This is a genomic window from Isoptericola sp. S6320L (assembly GCF_023015685.1).
In the GTDB taxonomy this organism is placed as follows: Bacteria; Actinomycetota; Actinomycetes; order Actinomycetales; family Cellulomonadaceae; genus Isoptericola; species Isoptericola halotolerans_A.
The window spans coordinates 88,812-108,109 of sequence record NZ_JALKAT010000001.1 but is presented as its reverse complement, the minus strand read 5'-3'; the positions used below and the strand labels follow the sequence as shown (position 1 = coordinate 108,109).

At 73.6% G+C, this 19,298-nt stretch carries 20 protein-coding genes; 16 read left to right on the top strand and 4 right to left on the bottom strand.

Features of this window, described 5'->3' with window-relative positions; all coding sequences use genetic code 11:
* Positions 1–21: 21 nt before the first annotated feature.
* The gene (locus tag MWU57_RS00560; RefSeq protein ID WP_246906672.1) at positions 22–831 is read right to left on the bottom strand and encodes a glycerophosphodiester phosphodiesterase; all 810 of its coding nucleotides are present in this window, start codon (positions 829–831) and stop codon (positions 22–24) included.
* Positions 828–1,823, bottom strand: a complete 996-nt coding sequence (locus MWU57_RS00555) for an alpha/beta hydrolase (RefSeq protein WP_246906671.1) — start codon at positions 1,821–1,823, stop codon at positions 828–830. The genes MWU57_RS00560 and MWU57_RS00555 overlap by 4 nt, the downstream gene beginning before the upstream one ends.
* A 99-nt stretch (positions 1,824–1,922) precedes the next feature.
* Here MWU57_RS00555 and MWU57_RS00550 point away from each other — a divergent pair, with 99 nt between their 5' ends.
* Genes MWU57_RS00550 through MWU57_RS00540 form a run of 3 tightly spaced genes read left to right on the top strand, consistent with a single transcriptional unit; the run spans position 1,923 to position 4,148 of the window.
* Positions 1,923–3,299 carry an MFS transporter gene (locus MWU57_RS00550; protein WP_246906669.1) on the top strand — a complete coding sequence of 459 codons (1,377 nt, stop codon included), beginning with the start codon at positions 1,923–1,925 and terminating at the stop codon, positions 3,297–3,299.
* A gap of 53 nt (positions 3,300–3,352) precedes the next feature.
* Positions 3,353–3,706, top strand: a complete 354-nt coding sequence (locus tag MWU57_RS00545; RefSeq protein ID WP_246906666.1) for an iron chaperone — start codon at positions 3,353–3,355, stop codon at positions 3,704–3,706.
* A gap of 4 nt (positions 3,707–3,710) precedes the next feature.
* Complete coding sequence (locus tag MWU57_RS00540; protein WP_246906665.1) at positions 3,711–4,148, top strand: TIGR03668 family PPOX class F420-dependent oxidoreductase; 438 nt, start codon at positions 3,711–3,713, stop codon at positions 4,146–4,148.
* Here MWU57_RS00540 and MWU57_RS00535 read toward each other — a convergent pair.
* Positions 4,136–4,711, bottom strand: a complete 576-nt coding sequence (locus MWU57_RS00535) for a TetR/AcrR family transcriptional regulator (protein ID WP_246906664.1) — start codon at positions 4,709–4,711, stop codon at positions 4,136–4,138. The genes MWU57_RS00540 and MWU57_RS00535 overlap by 13 nt on opposite strands.
* Positions 4,712–4,775: 64 nt before the next feature.
* Between MWU57_RS00535 and MWU57_RS00530 the strand changes: the two genes are divergently transcribed.
* Complete coding sequence (locus MWU57_RS00530; RefSeq protein ID WP_207767734.1) at positions 4,776–5,723, top strand: NAD-dependent epimerase/dehydratase family protein; 948 nt, start codon at positions 4,776–4,778, stop codon at positions 5,721–5,723.
* Here MWU57_RS00530 and MWU57_RS00525 read toward each other — a convergent pair.
* Entirely contained in the window at positions 5,711–7,099 is a 1,389-nt protein-coding gene (locus tag MWU57_RS00525) for an FAD-binding oxidoreductase (protein ID WP_246906662.1), read from the bottom strand. The genes MWU57_RS00530 and MWU57_RS00525 overlap by 13 nt on opposite strands.
* 189 nt (positions 7,100–7,288) lie before the next feature.
* Here MWU57_RS00525 and MWU57_RS00520 point away from each other — a divergent pair, with 189 nt between their 5' ends.
* The 12 genes from MWU57_RS00520 (at position 7,289) to pyrF (ending at position 19,153) form a co-directional block, all read left to right on the top strand.
* Positions 7,289–7,753, top strand: coding sequence for a type II 3-dehydroquinate dehydratase (locus tag MWU57_RS00520; RefSeq protein ID WP_246906660.1), 465 nt, complete (start codon positions 7,289–7,291; stop codon positions 7,751–7,753).
* A gap of 60 nt (positions 7,754–7,813) precedes the next feature.
* Positions 7,814–8,515, top strand: a complete 702-nt coding sequence (locus tag MWU57_RS00515; RefSeq protein ID WP_246906658.1) for a hypothetical protein — start codon at positions 7,814–7,816, stop codon at positions 8,513–8,515.
* A gap of 3 nt (positions 8,516–8,518) precedes the next feature.
* Positions 8,519–8,890: a hypothetical protein gene (locus MWU57_RS00510; protein WP_106269205.1), complete on the top strand. Its 372-nt coding sequence runs from the start codon at positions 8,519–8,521 to the stop codon at positions 8,888–8,890.
* 86 nt (positions 8,891–8,976) lie between these two features.
* On the top strand, positions 8,977–9,540 hold the full coding sequence (efp, locus tag MWU57_RS00505; protein WP_106269206.1) for an elongation factor P: 564 nt from the start codon (positions 8,977–8,979) through the stop codon (positions 9,538–9,540).
* Between the two features lies 1 nt (position 9,541).
* Positions 9,542–9,958: a transcription antitermination factor NusB gene (nusB, locus tag MWU57_RS00500; protein WP_106269207.1), complete on the top strand. Its 417-nt coding sequence runs from the start codon at positions 9,542–9,544 to the stop codon at positions 9,956–9,958.
* Between the two features lie 150 nt (positions 9,959–10,108).
* Positions 10,109–10,720, top strand: a complete 612-nt coding sequence (gene pyrR, locus MWU57_RS00495; protein ID WP_106269208.1) for a bifunctional pyr operon transcriptional regulator/uracil phosphoribosyltransferase PyrR — start codon at positions 10,109–10,111, stop codon at positions 10,718–10,720.
* Complete coding sequence (locus MWU57_RS00490; RefSeq protein ID WP_106269209.1) at positions 10,717–11,718, top strand: aspartate carbamoyltransferase catalytic subunit; 1,002 nt, start codon at positions 10,717–10,719, stop codon at positions 11,716–11,718. The genes pyrR and MWU57_RS00490 overlap by 4 nt, the downstream gene beginning before the upstream one ends.
* Positions 11,715–13,058 (top strand): dihydroorotase, encoded by a 1,344-nt coding sequence (locus tag MWU57_RS00485; RefSeq protein ID WP_246906656.1) that lies wholly within the window; start codon positions 11,715–11,717, stop codon positions 13,056–13,058. The genes MWU57_RS00490 and MWU57_RS00485 overlap by 4 nt, the downstream gene beginning before the upstream one ends.
* A complete protein-coding gene (locus MWU57_RS00480; protein WP_106269211.1) occupies positions 13,055–13,609 on the top strand; it encodes a hypothetical protein in 555 nt (184 codons plus the stop codon). The genes MWU57_RS00485 and MWU57_RS00480 overlap by 4 nt, the downstream gene beginning before the upstream one ends.
* A complete protein-coding gene (gene carA, locus MWU57_RS00475; protein WP_106269212.1) occupies positions 13,606–14,874 on the top strand; it encodes a glutamine-hydrolyzing carbamoyl-phosphate synthase small subunit in 1,269 nt (422 codons plus the stop codon). Before MWU57_RS00480 ends, carA begins: the two co-directional genes overlap by 4 nt.
* Positions 14,874–18,254 (top strand): carbamoyl-phosphate synthase large subunit, encoded by a 3,381-nt coding sequence (carB, locus tag MWU57_RS00470; protein WP_106269213.1) that lies wholly within the window; start codon positions 14,874–14,876, stop codon positions 18,252–18,254. The genes carA and carB overlap by 1 nt, the downstream gene beginning before the upstream one ends.
* Positions 18,251–19,153, top strand: coding sequence for an orotidine-5'-phosphate decarboxylase (gene pyrF, locus MWU57_RS00465; protein WP_308221121.1), 903 nt, complete (start codon positions 18,251–18,253; stop codon positions 19,151–19,153). Before carB ends, pyrF begins: the two co-directional genes overlap by 4 nt.
* Positions 19,154–19,298: the final 145 nt, after the last annotated feature.

The window sequence follows — 19,298 nt, the reverse complement described above, 5'->3', positions numbered from 1 at the left end:
ACGACCCGCCCGCGGTGGGCCTCACGTCCACTGCCCGCGGTCGCGGAGCACGTCGCGCAGCAGGTCGGCGCGGTCGGTGACCAGCCCGTCCACCCCCAGGTCGAGGAGCCGGTGCATCTCGGCCGGCTCGTCGACGGTCCAGACGTGCACGTACCGCCCGGCCCGGTGCGCCGCGGCGACCGTGCGCGCGTCGACCACGGTCAGGCCGTCCTCGGCCACCGGCACCTGCAGCGCGTCCACCCGGCGCAGGGAACGGCCGACCAGTGCGGGCAGTCGGAGGCGCGCGCCCACGAGGAACCCGATGACCTCGCCGCGACCCGCACTGGTGGCCACCGGCCGGGACAGCTGCGCCAGGGTCGCCCGACGCCGCCGCGGGGAGAACGACGTGACGCACACCCGGTCGTGGCTCGCCGTCGCCTCGATCGCCGCCGCGACCGGCTCGACGCCCGAGTCGCCCTTGACGTCGATGTTGACGCGCAGGTCCGGCCACGTGCCCAGCACGTCGGTCAGCAGCGGCACCGGCTCCGTGCCCCCGATCCGGGCCCGGCGGACCTCGTCCCAGCACAGGTCGGCCACCAGTCCGATGCCGTCGGTGGTGCGGTCGAGCGACTCGTCGTGCAGGGCCACCGCCACGCCGTCGCGCGTGCCGTGCGCGTCCGTCTCCACGTACCGGTAGCCGAGGTCGACGGCCGCCGCGAAGGCCGCCATCGAGTTCTCCAGGTTCGCGTGCCCGTGCGAGAAGCCGCGGTGCGCCAGCGCCGCGACGGGGGGACGGCCGGTGGGGCCGGGCCGCCCGAAGTACGGGTGCCGCGAGGGCGACGCGCCGGTCATGCGGCCACCGCCGGCAGCCGGTCGGCGAGGAAGCGCACGAGGGCCCCGAGGTACTCCTGGCGCGGACCGTCCGCCGAGAGGGTCAGATCGTGCACCCCGTCGGCGACGACGACCTGGGTGACGTCGGGGCCCAGCCGCGGCGCGAGCCGGGCGATCTGCCGGGTGTCGAGCACCGTGTCCTGCCGGTCGAGGCCCGGGTTGTCGGGGCTGTCCGGGCCGGAGGACGCGCACCGCGCCACCAGGACCGGGCCGGGAATCTCCAGGCCTCGCGCCAGGCGCAGCTGGGCGCGCCGCACGGCCCGCAGCCACGCGGCACGGACGGGCTGTCCCTCGGGCTTCTTCAGGTCGGTGTCGAACCGCCACCGTCCCCCGTTGTCCACGTGCTGGTACGTGGCGTAGACCGACGGGTGGGTGCTCACGACCGCCAGGGGGCGCAGCCGGCCGAGCACGCCCAGCACGCCGGTGTTCACCTGCCGGGAGAGCCACGAGCCGGCCAGGTCCAGGAACGGCGAGTTCAGCACGACGGCGTCGGGGCCGTCCGCACCGCGTGCGTGCGACCACATCGACGTGGTGAGCGCACCGGTGGAGTGCGCGTGCACCGCCACGGGCAGTCCCGGCTCGGCGGCGCGCACCCGGGACAGCGCCGCGTCGAGGTCGCCCCCGAGCTCCTGCAGCGACGTGGTGAAGTGCGGCGGTATCCCCGCCTCGGCACCGGCGTCGTCGGCCGGGCGCAGCAGCGAGCGCCCCGCGCGCCGCAGGTCCACCGCGTAGAAGACGTACCCCGCCTCGTGCACGGCGTCCGCCAGGTGGTCCTGGAAGAAGTAGTCGTTGTAGCCGTGCACGTGCAGCACGACACCGCGCGGCGTGGTCGGGCCCTCGGCACGCCGCACGAGCGTCGCGGGGCCGACCGGAGCGGACACGAAGCCGTCGAGCAGCGGGTCGGGTTCCCAGACGACTTCGTCGGGCGAGGTGTCGTTCGGCAGCGCTGGCACGTGGGTACCGTACGACGACATCGCGGCCCGGCGCCCTGCGACGGGACCGACCGCGCGGCGCTACCCGGCGTTCACCCGGATGCGGCAGACTCGGCGCCCATGAGCGACGCCCCGCCGACGAAGCCGTCGGACCACGACTCCTCCCACCCCGTCGACGCGCTGCCGCCGGCCGAGCGCCGCCGCCGGGTGCGGTCGTGGGCACTGTGGGACTGGGCCACGCAACCCTTCAACACGGTGGTGCTCACCTTCGTCTTCACCGCGCTGTACCTCACGGGTGACTCGTTCCTCGACCCCGCCGTCGTGGCGCTGGGCGAGGACGACCCGGCCTACACGCGGGCGCTCGCGGGCCTGACGAGCGCGCTGGGTGCCTGGATCGCCGTGGGCGGGGTGCTCGTCGCGCTGCTCGCCCCGGTGCTCGGCCGCCGGGCCGACGTCACGGGACGGCGCAAGGCCTGGCTGGGTGCGGGCACCATCCTGCTGGTGGTGTGCATGTTCGGGCTCGGGTTCGTCCGTGCCGACCCCGCCTACTTCGTGCTCGGCGCCGCGCTGATCTCCTTGGGCAGCGTGGCCAGCGAGATCGCCGGCGTGAACTACAACGCCATGCTCACCCAGGTCTCCACACCGCGGACCGTCGGCAGGGTCTCCGGTCTCGGCTGGGGTCTCGGCTACGTGGGTGGCATCGTCGCGCTGCTGGTGGTCGTCGTCGCCCAGGCGTTCGACTTCTTCGGCATGCCGACCGACGACGGGCTCGGCTACCGGGCGATCGCCGTCGGCTGCGGGGTGTGGGCCGTCGCCTTCGCCTGGCCCCTGTTCCGGAACGTCCCGGAGGCGCCGCCCGCGGGCGACCGCGCCAAGGTGGGCTTCTTCGCCGGGTACGTCGAGCTGTGGCACGACGTCGTCGCGCTGTACCGCACGTCGCGCACCACGTTCTGGTTCCTGCTCGCCAGCGCGGTCTACCGCGACGGGCTGGCCGGTGTCTTCACCTTCGGGGCGATCGTGGCGGCGGTGTCGTTCGGCTTCGCACCCGACCAGGTGATCGCGTTCGGCATCGCGGCGAACCTGCTGGCGGGGGCCAGCACGATCGTCGCCGGGCGCCTCGACGACCGCCTCGGCGCCCGCCGGGTGATCGTCTGGTCGCTCGCCGCGCTGGTGACCTGCGGCATCGTCGTCGTGGCGCTGCACCCGCTGGGCGGGATCGTCTTCTGGGTCGCCGGGCTGGCCCTGACCTGCTTCGTCGGACCGGCACAGACGGCCTCACGGTCGTTCCTCGCCCGCCTGACCCCCGCCGGCCAGGAGTCGGAGATCTTCGGCCTGTACGCGACGACGGGTCGCGCGGTGTCGTTCCTGACACCGGCGCTGTGGGGCGTCGTCATCGCCCTGACCGGTGCCACGATCTGGGGCGTGCTGGCCATCGTGGCCGTCATCCTCGCGGGACTCGTTCTCATGCTGGTCGTCACGGACCCGGTCGAGGCCTGAGCGGTGGGCACCCCGGACCGGCGAGGAGGGGACCGGTGGCGCAGGATGGACGCATGGGCCAGGTGAGCGAGTACGTCGACTCCCTCGAGGAGCCGGAGGCGTCGGCCGTCGGGCGCGTGCTCGCCCGGGCCCGCGAGATCGTGCCGGAGGCCGAGGAGGGTGCCGGCTACGGCATGCCCGCCCTGCGGTACCGGGACAGTCCCCTGATCAGCGTGGTGCGGACGAAGAAGCACGTCGGCGTGTACCCGTTCAGCCCGCCCGTGATCGAGGCGGTGGTCGCCGACCTGGAGGGGTTCCGGGTCACGAAGGGCTCGATCGGCTTCCAGCCGGACCGTCCGCTGCCCGACGAGGTGGTCGACCGGCTGGTGCGGCTGCGACGGGACGAGATCGACGCGATGCGGGCGTAGCGCCGTGCCCGCCCTCGACGTCGCCGAGTGCCGGCGTCGGTTCGCCGAGGCACGGCGCGCGGTGCTCGCCACCGCCGACGCGGACGGCGTCCCGCACGTGGTCCCGGTCACCTTCGCCCTGCTCGGTGGCCCGGACGGTACGCAGGTCGTGTCCGCCGTCGACCACAAGCCCAAGTCGACGACCGACCCGCGGCGGCTGCGCAACCTCGCCGCGAACCCGCGGGCCGCGCTGCTGGTGGACGCCTACGACGAGGACTGGGCCCACCTGTGGTGGGTCCGTGCGGACGGGGAGGCCTCGATCCAGCACGACGGCGCGGGCCGCGAGATCGCGCTGGACGCTCTCGCCGGTCGCTACCCGCCGTACCGCGAGCGCCGCCCCACCGGCCCGGTGGTCAGGGTGCACGTCGACCGATGGACGGGCTGGACGGCTCAGGGAGTCTGAACGGCCCGCGCCAGGACGACGACGTGGCGGACCGTGGCAGCGCGCCTGTCGTTCCTGTCGTCGGCGGGCGTGACGAGTGCAGCAAGACCGGAGAGTGTCCATGCGCCGGTCACCAGGGTGATCACCGACAGCAGAAGGTGGCGAGCGGACTGCTCGTCGGCGGTGGGCAGGACGTCCTGCAGCCGTCTCGTGACCTCGGCGCACGCCGATGTCCGGTGCGCGGCGGCCGCCGGCCCGTCGAGCTCGAGGCCCTCCCAGGCGAGCAGGCGGGCGATGTCCGGGTCGGCGACATAGCGGTCCCACAGGAGCCCCGCCCATGCGCCGACGGCCTCGGGTCCGGTACCCGGGACGTCGAGGTCGTCGAGCAGCCCGTCGAGGCGATAGGCCAGCACGTGATCGAAGAACTCCCGCTTGCTGCCGAAGTAGGCGTACAGGCGTTCCTTGTTCACCCCGGAATCGCGGCCGATGTCCGCCACGGACGTGCCGGCGAACCCCGTGGCCGCGAACTGTCGGCTGCCCGCGTCCAGCAGGCGCTCGCGGGTGCGCGCGGTGTCCCAGGGCATGGGCACATCCTAGGGTCCAACCGATCAGTTGGTATATGGTCAAGGTCCAACTGAACGTTTGGAGATGATCGTGAGAGCACTGGTCGTGGGCGCCCGTGGCGCGGTCGGGCGACATGTCGTGGACGCACTGCGGTCGGGCGGGCATGACGTCACCCCAGCAGGCCGCTCGGGACCCGACGGCGGCGCCCGGGTGGATCTGACCGGGAGCGCCGGCCTGGAGCAGCTCGGCCGTGCCGCTGCCGGGCACGACGTGGTGATCAACGCCTCGGGCATCGAGGACCCACGGCTCGCCGAGGTGCTGGACGGCGCGGCCCTGGTGGACATCAGCGCGACCAGCAGGTACCTCGTCGCCCTCCGTGCGAGTGTTCCTGCTGGCACGTCCGTGGTGCTCGGTGCCGGGCTCGTGCCAGGACTGTCCACGGTCCTGATATCCGCGACCGAAGCGCGCCGCGGCGACGAGGTCGACCTGGCCGTGATGCTGGGGTCCGGGGAGAAGCACGGGGCAGCCGCGGTGGCGTGGACGGAGGCCCTCGTCGGTAGCGACCTGCACGCGCCGCCCGAGGGCGGGCGGGTGCGCAACCTGCACGAGCGGAGACGTATCGTCGGTCCCGACGGGCGTCGCCGCACCCACCTGCGCACGGACCTCGCCGACCATGTGCTGACGGACGATCTCGTCGTCCGCTCGTGGTTGACGTTCTCCAGTGCCACGGCGACCGCAGCCGTGGCTGTCGTCGGCCGCCTCGGGCGCGGCGGGAGGCTCATCGGCGGAGCGCCGCTGCTCGGGTCGGACGCCTGGAGTCTCCAGGCGACCGTCCGGAGGAACGGTCGGCAGCTCACCGCGGTCGGGTCCGGGCAGTCGCGGGCCACCGGCCTGCTCACCGCGTTGGCCGCCGAGCGCGTCGTCGACGTCGCGCCTGGCCGCTGCGTGACGATGGCCGACCTCGTCACCGCCGAGGAGGCCGTCGGTGCACTGGCGCCCGCGGCGACGGGCTGGACGGCTCAGGGAGCCTGAACGGGTTCGACGTTGAGGTTCCCGCGGAACAGGTTGTGCGGGTCGTACGTCCCCTTGAGCGCCGCCAGCCGGCGGCCGGTGGCTCCTGGGTAGGCGTCCGCGAGCAGAGCCGGGTCACCGTCGGGCACGAAGTTGACGTAGGCGCCCGGCCGCCCCGCGCGCAGCCGGTCGGCGAGGGCCGTCGCCCACCCGGTGTGCTCGGCGACCGCGGCGGACGTCCGTTCCGCCGCGGCCACGACGCCGGTGATCGCGGCGTCGCGGTGGGCGAACGCGGTGGCGTCGGCCGGGACATCAGCAATGGCTCCCCCGAGCACCCGCAGTTGCACCGCCCGCATCATGGCGGTGCTCGACTCCAGGGCGGCCAGGAGCTCGGCGGCGCTCGCCTCGTCGAGGTCGTCGGCGAAGAACGAGCGGTAGCGCATCGCCAGGGGCGGGCCCTCCGGACCGACCAGCAGCCCTGGGTACGGGCCGGGGGCTACCAGGTCGGCGAGCACGCCACCCTCCTGGTCGCCGAGCGCGCGCAGGGGCGCGACGGCTGCCTCCGCCTCGTCGACGTCCCCTGACCAGCACAGGTTCACCATGGTGATGAGCCGGCCGTGGACCTCTGCGGGCAGGAACGGCATCGGCGGGGCGACCATGACCATGACGATGGCCGCGAGCTCGCGCGGGGCCGCCCGTAGCAGCGAGACCGTTCCCGCCACGGAGGCTGGCGTCCCCGGCAGGATCAGCGGACCGCCGACGACGGTGCCGAGCTCGTGGACGTCGAACGTCAGCTCGGTGACGACGCCGAGGTTCCCGCCACCGCCCCGGATTCCCCAGAACAGGTCCGGGTACGAGTCGGGGGAGGCGAGCCGGACCTCGCCGTCGGCCGTGACGACCTGCGCGGCCCGCAACGAGTCGATCGTCATGCCGAGCCGGCGGGACAGGAAGCCGACGCCGCCGCCCAGCGTGATGCCGGCGACGCCCACCGTGCCGGTGTCTCCGAACGGGGTGACGAGCCTGTGCTCGGCCGTCGCCGCCGTGTAGGCGCCGGCCGTGATCCCGCCCCCGGCGGTCGCCGTGCCGGCGCCGTGGTCGATCCGGATCGAGTCGAGGCCGCGGACGTCGAGGACCAGCGCGCCGTGCTGCCGACCGCGGCCGAGGGCGGAGTGCCCGCCGGAGCGGACCGCGAGCTCGAGCCCGTGCTCGGCGGCGAAGCGGACGGTGCGGGCGACGCCGGTGGTGTCGGTGGGGCGCACGACGGCGACCGGCACGGCGTCCACCCCGCCGAGCCGTATCTGGTGCGCCGCCTCGAACGCGTCGGCCTCCGGGGTCAGGACGGTGGCGGTGCCGTCGAGCGCAGCGCGCAGCGCGGCCGGGGTCGGGGTGCTGGTCATGGTGTCTCCAAGGTGGTGGGACCGAGCGGGCGGTGCTGGTCAGGAGGACCGTGCGGGGAGCGGGTTCTCATCGGCCTTCCCGTACCGGCGCTGACCAGGGTCGGACCTCCAGCGGGCTTGAGGTCAAGGGGCGCGAGCCGGTGTGTCGGCGCGCGTCGTCACGGCCGTGCGGTGAGTACGCTCACGCCCATGACAGTCGACGACGGCGCGGCACGCGTGATGATCCTCAACGGCCCCAACCTCGGACGCCTGGGCGTGCGTGAGCCGGAGATCTACGGCCACGCGTCCATGGCCGACCTCGAGCGGGCGGCCGCGGGCTGGGGGAGCGACCGGGACCTCGCGGTGCAGGTGCGGCAGACGGACGACGAGTCGACCCTCGTGGGGTGGCTGCACGAGGCGGTCGACACGCGTTCGCACGTGGTGCTCAACCCTGCAGCCTTCACCCACTACAGCTACGCGCTGCGCGACGCCGCCGCTCAGGTGACGACATCGGGCCTGCTGCTGGTCGAGGTGCACCTGTCGAACCCGGCGTCGCGGGAGTCGTTCCGCCACCTGTCCGTGGTCGCGGGCATCGCGACGGGGACGATCGCGGGCTTCGGTTTCGACTCGTACCGGCTCGCCCTGGACGCGGTAAAGAACAAGCTCGCAGCCTAGACAGGCTTCTATCAAGGTCTTAGCCTTGACCTGATGCAATCAAGACCCTAGGCTTGATGCATGATCGTCCTCACCGTGGACCAGAAGGCGAGCACCACCCGGGGGGACCTCGTGCCCCCGCTGCTCGAGCGCCTGCGGGGCAGGACCACCGCCGACGGTCACGCGGTGCCCGGCCTCGTGCTGTCCTTCGAACGGACCGTCGGGGACGAGGTCCAGGGCCTTCTCGGTGCCGACGACGACGGCGCCCGGCTGGCGGTCGAGCTCATCGCCGACCTCCTGCGCGACGGCGGATGGTCGGTGGGCGTGGGCGTCGGCGCGGTGGACGGGCCGCTGCCCGAGAGCTCCCGTGCCGCGTCCGGGCCGGCGTTCGTGCGGGCGCGCGCGGCCGTCGAGGAGGCGAAGGGCCGGGGCAGCTCGGTGCCGATCGCCGTCGTCGGTCCGCCGGACGAGCCGGCGGCCACGATCGCGGGGGACACCCAGGCGCTGCTGCGGCTCCTGGGTGCGGTGGCGGCGCGTCGGTCCGACGCCGGGTGGGAGGCCGTCGATACGCTCGCCGAGCACAGCGGGGTGGACGCCCCGCAGCGGGCGACCGCGGCGCGGCTCGGAGTGAGCGAGCAGGCCGTCAGCCAGCGGCTGCGGACCGCGCTGTGGGCGGAGGAGCAGGCGGCACGACCGCTGGCCGGGCGCCTGCTGCGGGCGGCGGACGCCGCCGCGACCGCCGTGGACGACCGTCCCGACGGACCGCACGACGACGAGGAGTGACCGGTGGCGACTGGCCTGGCGATCGCGGGCGTCTCGGTGGCCGTCCTGGCCGTGAGCGTGGCGCTGGGGGCGTGGCTCGTCCCGCTGGTGCTCCGGCACGCCGAGTCCGGGCCGACGGCTCGGGCCGAGGCCCTGGCGGTGCTGGGCAACGGCACCTGGATCGGTCTGCTCGAGCGCTTCGCGATCACGGGCACGATCCTGGCCGGCTACCCGGAGGGTGTGGCGGTCGTCGTGGCCGTCAAGGCGCTCGGCCGGCTGCCCGAGCTGCGCGAGCACCCCGTGGCGGGAGAGAGGTTCGTCGTGGGCACGCTCGCGTCCCTGGTGTGGTCGGCCGCACTCGGGCTGGCCGGGCACGCAGCTCTCGGCGCGCTGTAGGATGTTCCGGGCCCATTGTGGGCGCCGCACGCCTTTCCGACAGGCTCACCGCCTGACCCCGAGACCCGCCGAGGACAGACAAGAACGTGGCTACCTCCAACGACATCAAGAACGGCACCGTGCTGCGCATCGACGGGCAGCTGTGGTCGATCCTCGAGTTCCAGCACGTCAAGCCGGGCAAGGGCGGCGCGTTCGTCCGGACCAAGATGAAGAACGTGCTCTCGGGCAAGGTCGTCGACAAGACGTTCAACGCGGGCACGAAGGTCGAGACGGCCAACGTGGACCGTCGCGACTTCCAGTACCTGTACATGGACGGCTCCGACTTCGTGTTCATGGACACCGACACCTACGACCAGATCATGGTGCCGGCCGCCACCGTCGGCGACGCCAAGGACTACATGCTCGAGGGCATGAGCATCATGATCGCGTCGAACGACGGCCAGCCGCTGTACGTCGAGCTGCCGTCGTCCGTGGTCCTCGAGATCACCTACACCGAGCCCGGCCTGCAGGGCGACCGCTCCACGGGTGGCACGAAGCCGGCGACCCTCGAGACGGGCGCCGAGATCCAGGTGCCGCTGTTCCTCGAGCAGGGCACCAAGGTCAAGGTCGACACCCGTGACGGCTCGTACCTCGGCCGTGTGAACGACTGACATGGCCTCCCGGACGAAGGCCCGCAAGCGGGCCGCCGACATCCTCTTCGAGTCGGAGGCGCGCGGCGTCGACCCGCTCGTGCTGCTGCAGGACCGCGTCATCGAGCCGCACGCCGAGGCGTCCGTGCCGCAGTACACCGTCGACCTCGTCGAGGGCGTCGTCGCGCACCGTGAGCGCATCGACGAGCTGCTCGAGACGTACTCGCGCGGGTGGACGATCGCCCGGATGCCGGCCGTGGACCGCGCGCTGCTGCGGGTGGGCACGTTCGAGCTGATCTTCAACGACGACATCCCGGACGCCGTCGCGGTGGACGAGGCCGTGGACCTGGCCCACGAGCTGTCGACCGACGACTCCCCGGCGTTCGTCAACGGCCTCCTGGGCCGGCTCCTCGAGATCAAGCCGACGCTGCTCGCCTGACGGGCAGCAGCCCGGCGCGAGCGCGGGCGGGTGTGACGCAGCCGACGACCACATGCTGGTCGTCGGCTGCCTCGTCTCCGGACCGGCGCGTTAGAGTGATCGCGACAGACCCCCTTTAAAACCGTCCCGTGAGGCGGAGAAGGAGTCCCGTTGAGCCCTGGTCCTGCCCTGCCCGCAGACTCTGAACCGGACGGCACGACCGTCCTCGGCGCGAGCGACGTCGCCCGCGCGCTGACCCGCATCGCCCACGAGATCGTGGAGCGCGCCCGGGGGACGGACGACCTGGTCCTCCTCGGCATCCCCACCCGCGGCGTCACCCTCGCCCGGCGGCTGGCGGAACGCCTGGCACAGATCGACCCGGCCTTCGACGTCGACGCCTGTGTCGGTGAGCTGGACGTCACGATGTACCGCGACGACCTGCGGCGCCAGCCCACGCGCGCCGTCGGCGTCACCCGGCTGCCCGCGGCCGGCATCGAGAACAAGACGGTCGTGCTGGTCGACGACGTCCTCTTCTCCGGACGCACCATCCGCGCCGCCCTGGACGCCCTCGGCGACCTCGGTCGTCCCCGCGCCGTGCGTCTGGCCTGCCTCGTCGACCGCGGCCACCGCGAGGTCCCGATCCGGCCCGACTTCGTCGGCAAGAACCTGCCCACCGCCCAGAGCGAGCGCGTCCGGGTGCGCCTGGCCGAGGTCGACGACGTCGCCGACGCCGTGGTGATCGCCGGGCGGGACGACGCGGCGGGGGAGAGGGGCGCGCGATGAAGCACCTGCTGTCCACCGCGGACCTGTCCAAGCAGGAGGCCGTCGGCCTGCTCGACACCGCGGCCCAGATGGCCGCGACCCAGTCGCGGGAGATCAAGAAGCTGCCCACGTTGCGCGGGCGCACCGTCGTCAACCTGTTCTTCGAGGACTCCACCCGGACGCGGATCTCCTTCGAGACGGCCGCCAAGCGGCTGAGCGCGGACGTCATCAACTTCTCCGCCAAGGGCTCCAGCGTGTCCAAGGGCGAGTCGCTCAAGGACACCGCCCTGACGCTGCACGCGATGGGCGCCGACGCCGTCGTCGTCCGGCACTGGGCCTCCGGTGCGCCCTACCAGCTGGCGCACGCCGGCTGGTTGGACGCCGCCGTGCTCAACGCGGGCGACGGCACGCACATGCACCCCACCCAGGCGCTGCTGGACGCCTACACGATCCGCCGCCACCTCGCGGTGCGGGGCTCGGGTCTGCCGGGCGGCGCCGCCGACGGGGTCGGCGCGGACCTCGCGGGCCTGCGCGTCGCCATCGTGGGGGACGTGCTCCACTCGCGCGTCGCCCGCGCCAACGTGGCGCTGCTGCGCACGCTGGGGGCCGAGGTGACGCTCGTCGCCCCGCCCACCCTCGTGCCCGTCGGGGTGGAGACGTGGCCGTGCCGCACCTCCTACGACCTCGACGCCACGCTGGACGACTGGCGTCCCGACGCGGTGATGATGCTGCGCGTCCAGCGCGAACGGATGTCCGGCGGCGCCGGGGCGTTCTTCCCCAGCCCGCTGGAGTACAGCCGCTACTACGGCCTGGACGCGCGCCGGCTGGCCCGGCTCGCCGACCACGCGATCGTCATGCACCCCGGCCCGATGAACCGCGGCCTGGAGATCTCGGCCGAGGCCGCCGACTCCGACAAGGCCGTGATCGTCGAGCAGGTCGCCAACGGCATCGCCGTGCGCATGGCGGCCCTCTACCTGCTGATGGCCGGCGACAGCTCGGCAGAAGGGAACGACCTGTGAGCACCGACCCCACCACGGGTACCACCACCTACGTCCTGCGCGGCGCGCGCCCCCTCGGCGGGGACGCGGTCGACGTCGTGCTCGCCGGCGGCGTCGTCGCCGAGATCACGGCAGCCGGCACCGCCCGGGTCGACGGCGCGACGGTCGTCGAGGCGGCCGACCACGTGCTCCTGCCCGGCCTGGTCGACCTGCACACCCACCTGCGCGAGCCGGGCCGCGAGGACGCCGAGACCGTCGCCTCCGGGACCCGGGCCGCCGCCGTCGGTGGCTTCACCGCGGTGCACGCGATGGCCAACACCTCGCCCGTCGCCGACACCGCCGGCGTGGTCGAGCAGGTGCACCGTCTCGGCGAGCAGGCGGGCTGGGCCGACGTCCACCCCGTCGGTGCCGTCACCGTCGGCCTCGACGGCGTGCGGCTGGCCGAGCTGGGCGCGATGGCGGACTCCGCGGCGCGGGTGCGGGTGTTCTCCGACGACGGCAGGTGCGTCCACGACCCCGTCCTCATGCGCCGGGCGCTGGAGTACGTCAAGGCGTTCGACGGCGTGGTGGCCCAGCACGCCCAGGAGCCCCGCCTGACCGAGGGCGCCCAGATGAACGAGGGCGTCGTCTCCTCCCAGGTCGGCCTGGCGGGCTGGCCCGCCGTCGCCGAGGAGGCGATCATCGCCCGCGACGTGCTGCTGGCCGAGCACGTCGGCTCCCGCCTGCACGTGTGCCACCTGTCCACGGCCGGCTCGGTCGAGATCGTCCGGTGGGCGAAGTCGCGCGGTATCGACGTCACGGCCGAGGTCACGCCGCACCACCTGGTCCTCACCGACGAGCTGGCCCGCACCTACGACCCGACCTACAAGGTCAACCCCCCGCTGCGCACGGCGGCCGACGTCGAGGCCGTGCGGCAGGGCCTGGCCGACGGCACCATCGACATCGTCGCCACCGACCACGCCCCGCACACCCGCGAGGACAAGGACTGCGAGTGGGGTGCCGCGGCGTTCGGGATGACCGGCCTGGAGACCGCGCTGAGCGTGGTGCAGCAGACCTTGGTGGACACCGGCCTGCTGAGCTGGGCCGACGTCGCGCGCGTACTCTCCGCGAACCCGGCACGCATCGGCCGCGTCGAGGCGACGCAGGGTCGGCCGATCGCCGTCGGCGAGCCCGCCAACCTGACCCTGGTCGACCCGGCGGCGACGCGGACGATCGACGGCGCCGACCAGGCGACCGCGAGCGCCAACACCCCGTTCCGCGGGCACGAGCTGCCCGGCCGGGTCGTGGCGACCTTCCTGCGGGGGCGGGCGACCGTGCTCGACGGCGCACCGGTCGAGGCCGGCGTGGTGGGGGCACGATGAACCTGCCGATGCCCGTCGCCGTGGGGATCTGGGTCGTCATCGGCGTGGCGCTGCTCGTGCTCGTGCTGACCGGCCGGCGGCGCATCGCCGCGCGCACCGGGCACCTGGTGCCGCGTCCCCCCGGGGTGCCCGCGGCCGAGGATGCGCTCGGCGCGGTCCGGCTCGGCCCCGTCGAGGCCACCTACGTCTCGAGCACCCTGGCGGGCGACTGGCTCGCCCGCGTGGGCGCCTACGGCCTCGGCGACCGCAGCGCCGCCGAGGTCACGGTCCTCGACGGGGGCATCGTCGTGGACCGCGACGGCAGCCCGCCGCTCCTGGTCCCGGCCCGCGCCCTGCACGGCGTCGGGACCGCTCCCGGCATGGCCGGCAAGTACGTCGGCGGGTCCGGGCTGGTCGTCCTGACCTGGTCCGTCCCCTCCGACGGCGAGACCGACGCCACGCTGCTCGACACCGGTCTGCGTCCGCGCTACACGGCCGACCGCGCTCGGCTCGTCGAGGCCGCCGGCTCCCTCATCACCCCGTCCACCCCGAGCACGAAGGACACCAAGTGACCTCCAGCACCAGCACCGACCCGGCGGTCCTCGTCCTCGAGGACGGTACCGTCGCCCGCGGCACCGCCTACGGCGCCCGCGGCACCACCGTGGGTGAGATCGTCTTCTCCACCGGCATGACCGGCTACCAGGAGACGCTCACCGACCCGTCCTACCACCGCCAGATCGTCGTGATGACCGCTCCCCACGTGGGCAACACCGGCGTGAACGACGACGACCCCGAGTCCCACCGGATCTGGGTCGCCGGCTACGTCCTGCGCGACCCGGCGCGGCGCACCTCGAGCTGGCGCTCGCGGGGCGACCTGGCCGACGAGCTCGCCGAGCAGGGCGTGGTCGGCATTGCCGAGGTCGACACCCGGTTCCTGACGCGCCACCTGCGCGAGCTGGGCGTGATGCGCGCCGGCATCTTCTCCGGCGACGACCTGGTGCGCGACGGCGTCGAACGCGACGTGGCGGAGCTCGTCGCCGAGGTCCGGGCCGCCCCGCCGATGGCCGGCGCGGACCTGGCCCGCGAGGTCACCACCGCCGAGGCCTACACCGTCGAGCCGCGCGGCCTGGCCGAGGGGTCGGACCCCGTCGCGACCGTCGTGGCCGTGGACCTGGGGATCAAGACCATGACGCCGGTGCGGCTCGCCGAGCGCGGCGTGCGCGTGCACGTCGTGCCGCAGTCGACGACCGTCGACGAGGTCGCGGCCCTCCTGCCGACCGACGCCCCGGCCGGGGTGTTCTTCTCCAACGGGCCCGGCGACCCCTCGGCGGCGACCGCCGAGATCGACCTGCTCCGTGGCGTGCTGGACCGTCGCATCCCGTTCTTCGGCATCTGCTTCGGCAACCAGCTCCTCGGCCGCGCCCTGGGCTACGGCACCTACAAGCTCGCCTACGGCCACCGCGGCATCAACCAGCCGGTCATGGACCGCACCACCGGCAAGGTCGAGGTCACCGCGCAGAACCACGGGTTCGCCGTGGACGCACCGCTGGACTCGGTGAGCACCGCCCCCTACGACGACGAGCGCGCCGACGACGTGCGCTACGGGCGCGTCATCGTCTCGCACGTCGGGCTCAACGACCAGGTGGTCGAGGGGCTGACGGCGCTCGACCTGCCCGCCTTCTCCGTGCAGTACCACCCCGAGGCCGCCGCCGGCCCCCACGACAGCGCCTACCTGTTCGACCGCTTCGTCGACCTCATGACCACCCGCGAGCCCGTGACCGTGCCGGCCAGCGCCCTCGCGCTGCTGGCCGACGGCTCCGGCGAGAAGGAGAACTGATGCCCCGCCGTTCCGACCTGTCCTCCGTCCTGGTCATCGGGTCCGGCCCGATCGTCATCGGCCAGGCCTGCGAGTTCGACTACTCCGGCACGCAGGCGTGCCGCGTGCTGCGGGAGGAGGGCCTGCGCGTCATCCTGGTCAACTCCAACCCCGCCACGATCATGACCGACCCCGAGTTCGCCGACGCCACCTACGTCGAGCCGATCACGCGTGAGGTCCTGACGACGATCATCGCCAAGGAGCGCCCCGACGCGCTGCTGCCCACCCTCGGCGGGCAGACGGCCCTCAACGCGGCGATCGAGCTGCACGAGGCCGGCGTCCTGGACGAGTACGGCGTCGAGCTGATCGGCGCCAACATCGCGGCCATCCGCAAGGGTGAGGACCGTGAGGAGTTCAAGGGCGTCGTCGAGCTGTGCGGCGGCGAGTCCGCCCGCTCGAAGATCATCCACACCGTCGACGAGGCCCTCGCGGCGGCGGACGACCTCGGCTACCCGATGGTCGTGCGCCCGTCCTTCACGATGGGTGGTCTCGGGTCCGGGCTGGCCTACGACGAGTCCGACCTGCGCCGGATCGTCGGCCAGGGACTGCACTACTCGCCGACCACCGAGGTGCTCCTGGAGGAGTCGATCCTCGGCTGGAAGGAGTACGAGCTCGAGCTCATGCGCGACAAGGACGACAACGTCGTCGTGGTGTGCTCGATCGAGAACGTGGACCCCGTCGGCGTGCACACCGGCGACTCGGTCACCGTGGCCCCGGCGATGACGCTGACCGACCGCGAGTACCAGCAGCTGCGCGACATCGGCATCGCCGTCATCCGTGAGGTCGGCGTCGACACGGGCGGCTGCAACATCCAGTTCGCGGTGGACCCCGAGACCGGGCGCATCATCGTCATCGAGATGAACCCCCGCGTGTCGCGCTCGTCGGCGCTGGCGTCCAAGGCGACGGGCTTCCCCATCGCGAAGATCGCGGCCAAGCTGGCCGTCGGCTACACGCTCGACGAGATCCCCAACGACATCACCCGGGTCACGCCGGCGAGCTTCGAGCCCACCCTGGACTACGTGGTCGTCAAGGTGCCGCGGTTCGCGTTCGAGAAGTTCCCGGCGGCGGACGACACGCTGACCACGACCATGAAGTCCGTGGGCGAGGCGATGGCCCTGGGCCGCAACTTCACCGAGGCCCTCGGCAAGGCGCTGCGCAGCATCGACAAGGGCGGCGTCGACTTCCACTGGCACGGCGAGGCGCCGTCCGGCGACGCGCTGGCCGAGCTCCTCGCCGAGATCGGGCGGCCCACCGAGCAGCGCCTGGTCGGCGTGCAGCAGGCGCTGCGCTCGGTCGCCGCGGGGCACGCCACGCTCGAGCAGGTCTTCGACGCCACGAAGATCGATCCCTGGTTCCTCGACCAGATCCTGCTGATGAACGAGGTGGCCCTCGACACCGCGGCGTCCGAGACGCTGACGGCCGACGTGCTGCGCCGGGCCAAGCGCCACGGCCTCTCCGACGTCCAGGTGGCGCAGCTGCGCCGGATGGGCCCGGGCGGCGAGGCCGCGGTGCGCGAGGCGCGGCACGCGCTGGGCGTGCGCCCCGTCTACAAGACCGTGGACACGTGCGCGGCCGAGTTCGCCGCGACCACGCCGTACCACTACTCGTCCTACGACGCCGAGACGGAGGTCGCACCGCGCGAGCGCGAGGCGGTCATCATCCTGGGCTCGGGCCCCAACCGGATCGGGCAGGGCATCGAGTTCGACTACTCGTGCGTGCACGCGGCGCTGACCCTCAAGGACACCTACGAGACCGTCATGGTCAACTGCAACCCCGAGACGGTCTCCACGGACTACGACACCTCGGACCGGCTGTACTTCGAGCCCCTGACGCTCGAGGACGTCCTGGAGGTCTACGCCGCCGAGCTCGCGGCAGGCCCGGTCAAGGGCGTCATCGTCCAGCTCGGCGGCCAGACGCCGCTGGGCCTGGCGCAGCGGCTGGCGGACGCCGGCCTGCCCATCCTCGGCACCACGCCCGAGGCCATCGACGCCGCCGAGGACCGTGGGCTCTTCGGCCAGGTCCTGGCCGACGCCGGCCTGCCGGCCCCCGCCTTCGGCACGGCCCGGTCGCTCGGTCAGGCGCAGGACGTCGCCGAGCGGATCGGCTACCCGGTCCTGGTGCGCCCGTCCTACGTGCTCGGCGGGCGCGGCATGGAGATCGTGTACTCCGCCGAGCAGCTCACCGGCTACGTGGAGCGGGCGCTCGCGGACGCCGCCACGGTGGCCGCGGCGAAGGCCCCCGGCACGCTGCCTGCGCCGCTGCTCATCGACCGGTTCCTCGACGACGCGATGGAGATCGACGTCGACGCCCTGTTCGACGGCACCGAGCTGTTCCTCGGCGGCGTCATGGAGCACATCGAGGAGGCGGGCATCCACTCGGGCGACTCCGCCTGCGTGCTGCCGCCGGTGTCGCTGAGCGAGGCCGAGGTGGAGCGGATCCGTCGTTCCACCGAGGCCATCGCGCGCGGCGTCGGGGTGCGCGGGCTGCTCAACGTGCAGTACGCGCTGGTCTCCGACGTCCTCTACGTGCTCGAGGCCAACCCGCGCGCCTCGCGCACGGTGCCGTTCGTCTCGAAGGCGACCGGTGCCTCGCTGGCCAAGGCCGCCGCCCGCGTCATGGTGGGCGAGTCGATCGCCGACCTGCGCGCCGAGGGCATCCTGCCCGCGGTGGGCGACGGCGGCACGCTCGACCTCGGCGCACCGCTCGCGGTGAAGGAGGCGGTGCTCCCCTTCAAGCGGTTCCGGACCGCCGAGGGCCACGTGGTCGACACGGTGCTCGGCCCGGAGATGCGCTCCACGGGCGAGGTCATGGGCTTCGACAAGGACTTCCCGCACGCGTTCGCCAAGTCGCAGGCCGCGGCGTTCGGCGGGCTGCCGACGTCGGGCACGGTGTTCGTCTCGGTGGCCGACCGCGACAAGCGCTCGATCGTCTTCCCGGTCAAGCGCCTGGCGGACATCGGCTTCGAGATCCTCGCGACGGCCGGGACGGCCCAGGTGCTGGCGCGCAACGGGATCGCGGCGACGGCGGTGCGCAAGTACTCCGACGGCGTGGGCCCGGACGGCGAGCCGACGGTGGTGGACCTCATCACCGAGGGCCGGGTCGACCTGGTGGTCAACTCCCCGTCGGGTCAGGGCGCCCGTGCGGACGGCTACGAGATCCGCGCGGCGACGACCGCGGCGGACAAGCCGATGGTCACCACCGTGGACCAGCTGGCCGCGGCGGTCCAGGCCGTCGAGGCGGTGCGCGGCGGTCCGTTCGCCGTGGCGAGCCTGCAGGAGCACGACGCCGCCGCGCGCGTGCGCCGCGGGATCGACCGGCCGGTCGCGGAGGTCGGGGCGTGAGCGCCGCGGAGGCGGCCGCCACGACCGCGGCCGCGCGTCCGCCGTTCGGCGCCCGGCTCGCGACCGCGATGGACGAGCTCGGTCCGCTGTGCGTGGGGATCGACCCGCACCCCGCGCTGCTGGCCGACTGGGGTCTGGCCGACGACGCCGCGGGCGTGCGCGAGTTCGGCCTGCGCGTCGTCGAGGCGCTGGGCGGCCGGGTGGCGGCGCTCAAGCCGCAGGCGGCGTTCTTCGAACGGCACGGCTCGTCGGGGGTCGCCGCCCTGGAGGACGTCGTCGCCGCCGCGCGCGCCGCGGGCACGCTGACGATCGTCGACGCCAAGCGGGGCGACATCGGCTCGACGATGGCCGGGTACGCCGAGGCGTTCCTCGCCGACGGCTCGCCGCTGGCGGGTGACGCCGTGACGCTCTCGCCGTACCTCGGGTTCGGCTCCCTGGCTCCCGCGGCGGAGCTCGCGGCGGCGACGGGACGCGGGATCTTCGTGCTGTGCCTGACCTCCAACCCCGAGGGGCAGCAGGTGCAGCACGCGGTGGGGCCGGACGGCCTCACCGTCGCCGCGAGCGTCGCGGCCCAGGCGGCGGCGCTCAACGCCGGTGCGGTGTCGGACGGTCTGCCGATGGGGTCGGTCGGCCTGGTCGTGGGTGCCACCATCGGCGCCGCGGCACGCGAGACCGGCACGGACCTCGAGGCCGTGGGCGGTCCGCTCCTCGCCCCGGGCGTGGGGGCGCAGGGAGCCGGGGAGCGTGAGCTGGCCGACGTGTTCGGTGCGGTGCGCCGCAACGTGCTGGCGTCCTCGTCGCGCGGGGTGCTCGCGGCCGGGCCCGACGCGGCGGCGCTGCGCGGCGCGGCGCAGCGGTCGACCGCCCAGGCCCGGGCGGCGCTGCGTCCGCCGCGCTGACCGGCGGTGATGTCGGAAGAGTCACACGACGCGCCCGCTTGGTCGCGTTTGCGGGGCTTTGCGGGGTGGAATGTGCGACCGGGGCCGGGTGAGCACGCCCCAGCGATTGCCGCCGCCGCAGGTCGTGGCTACTTTCGAGGGAGCA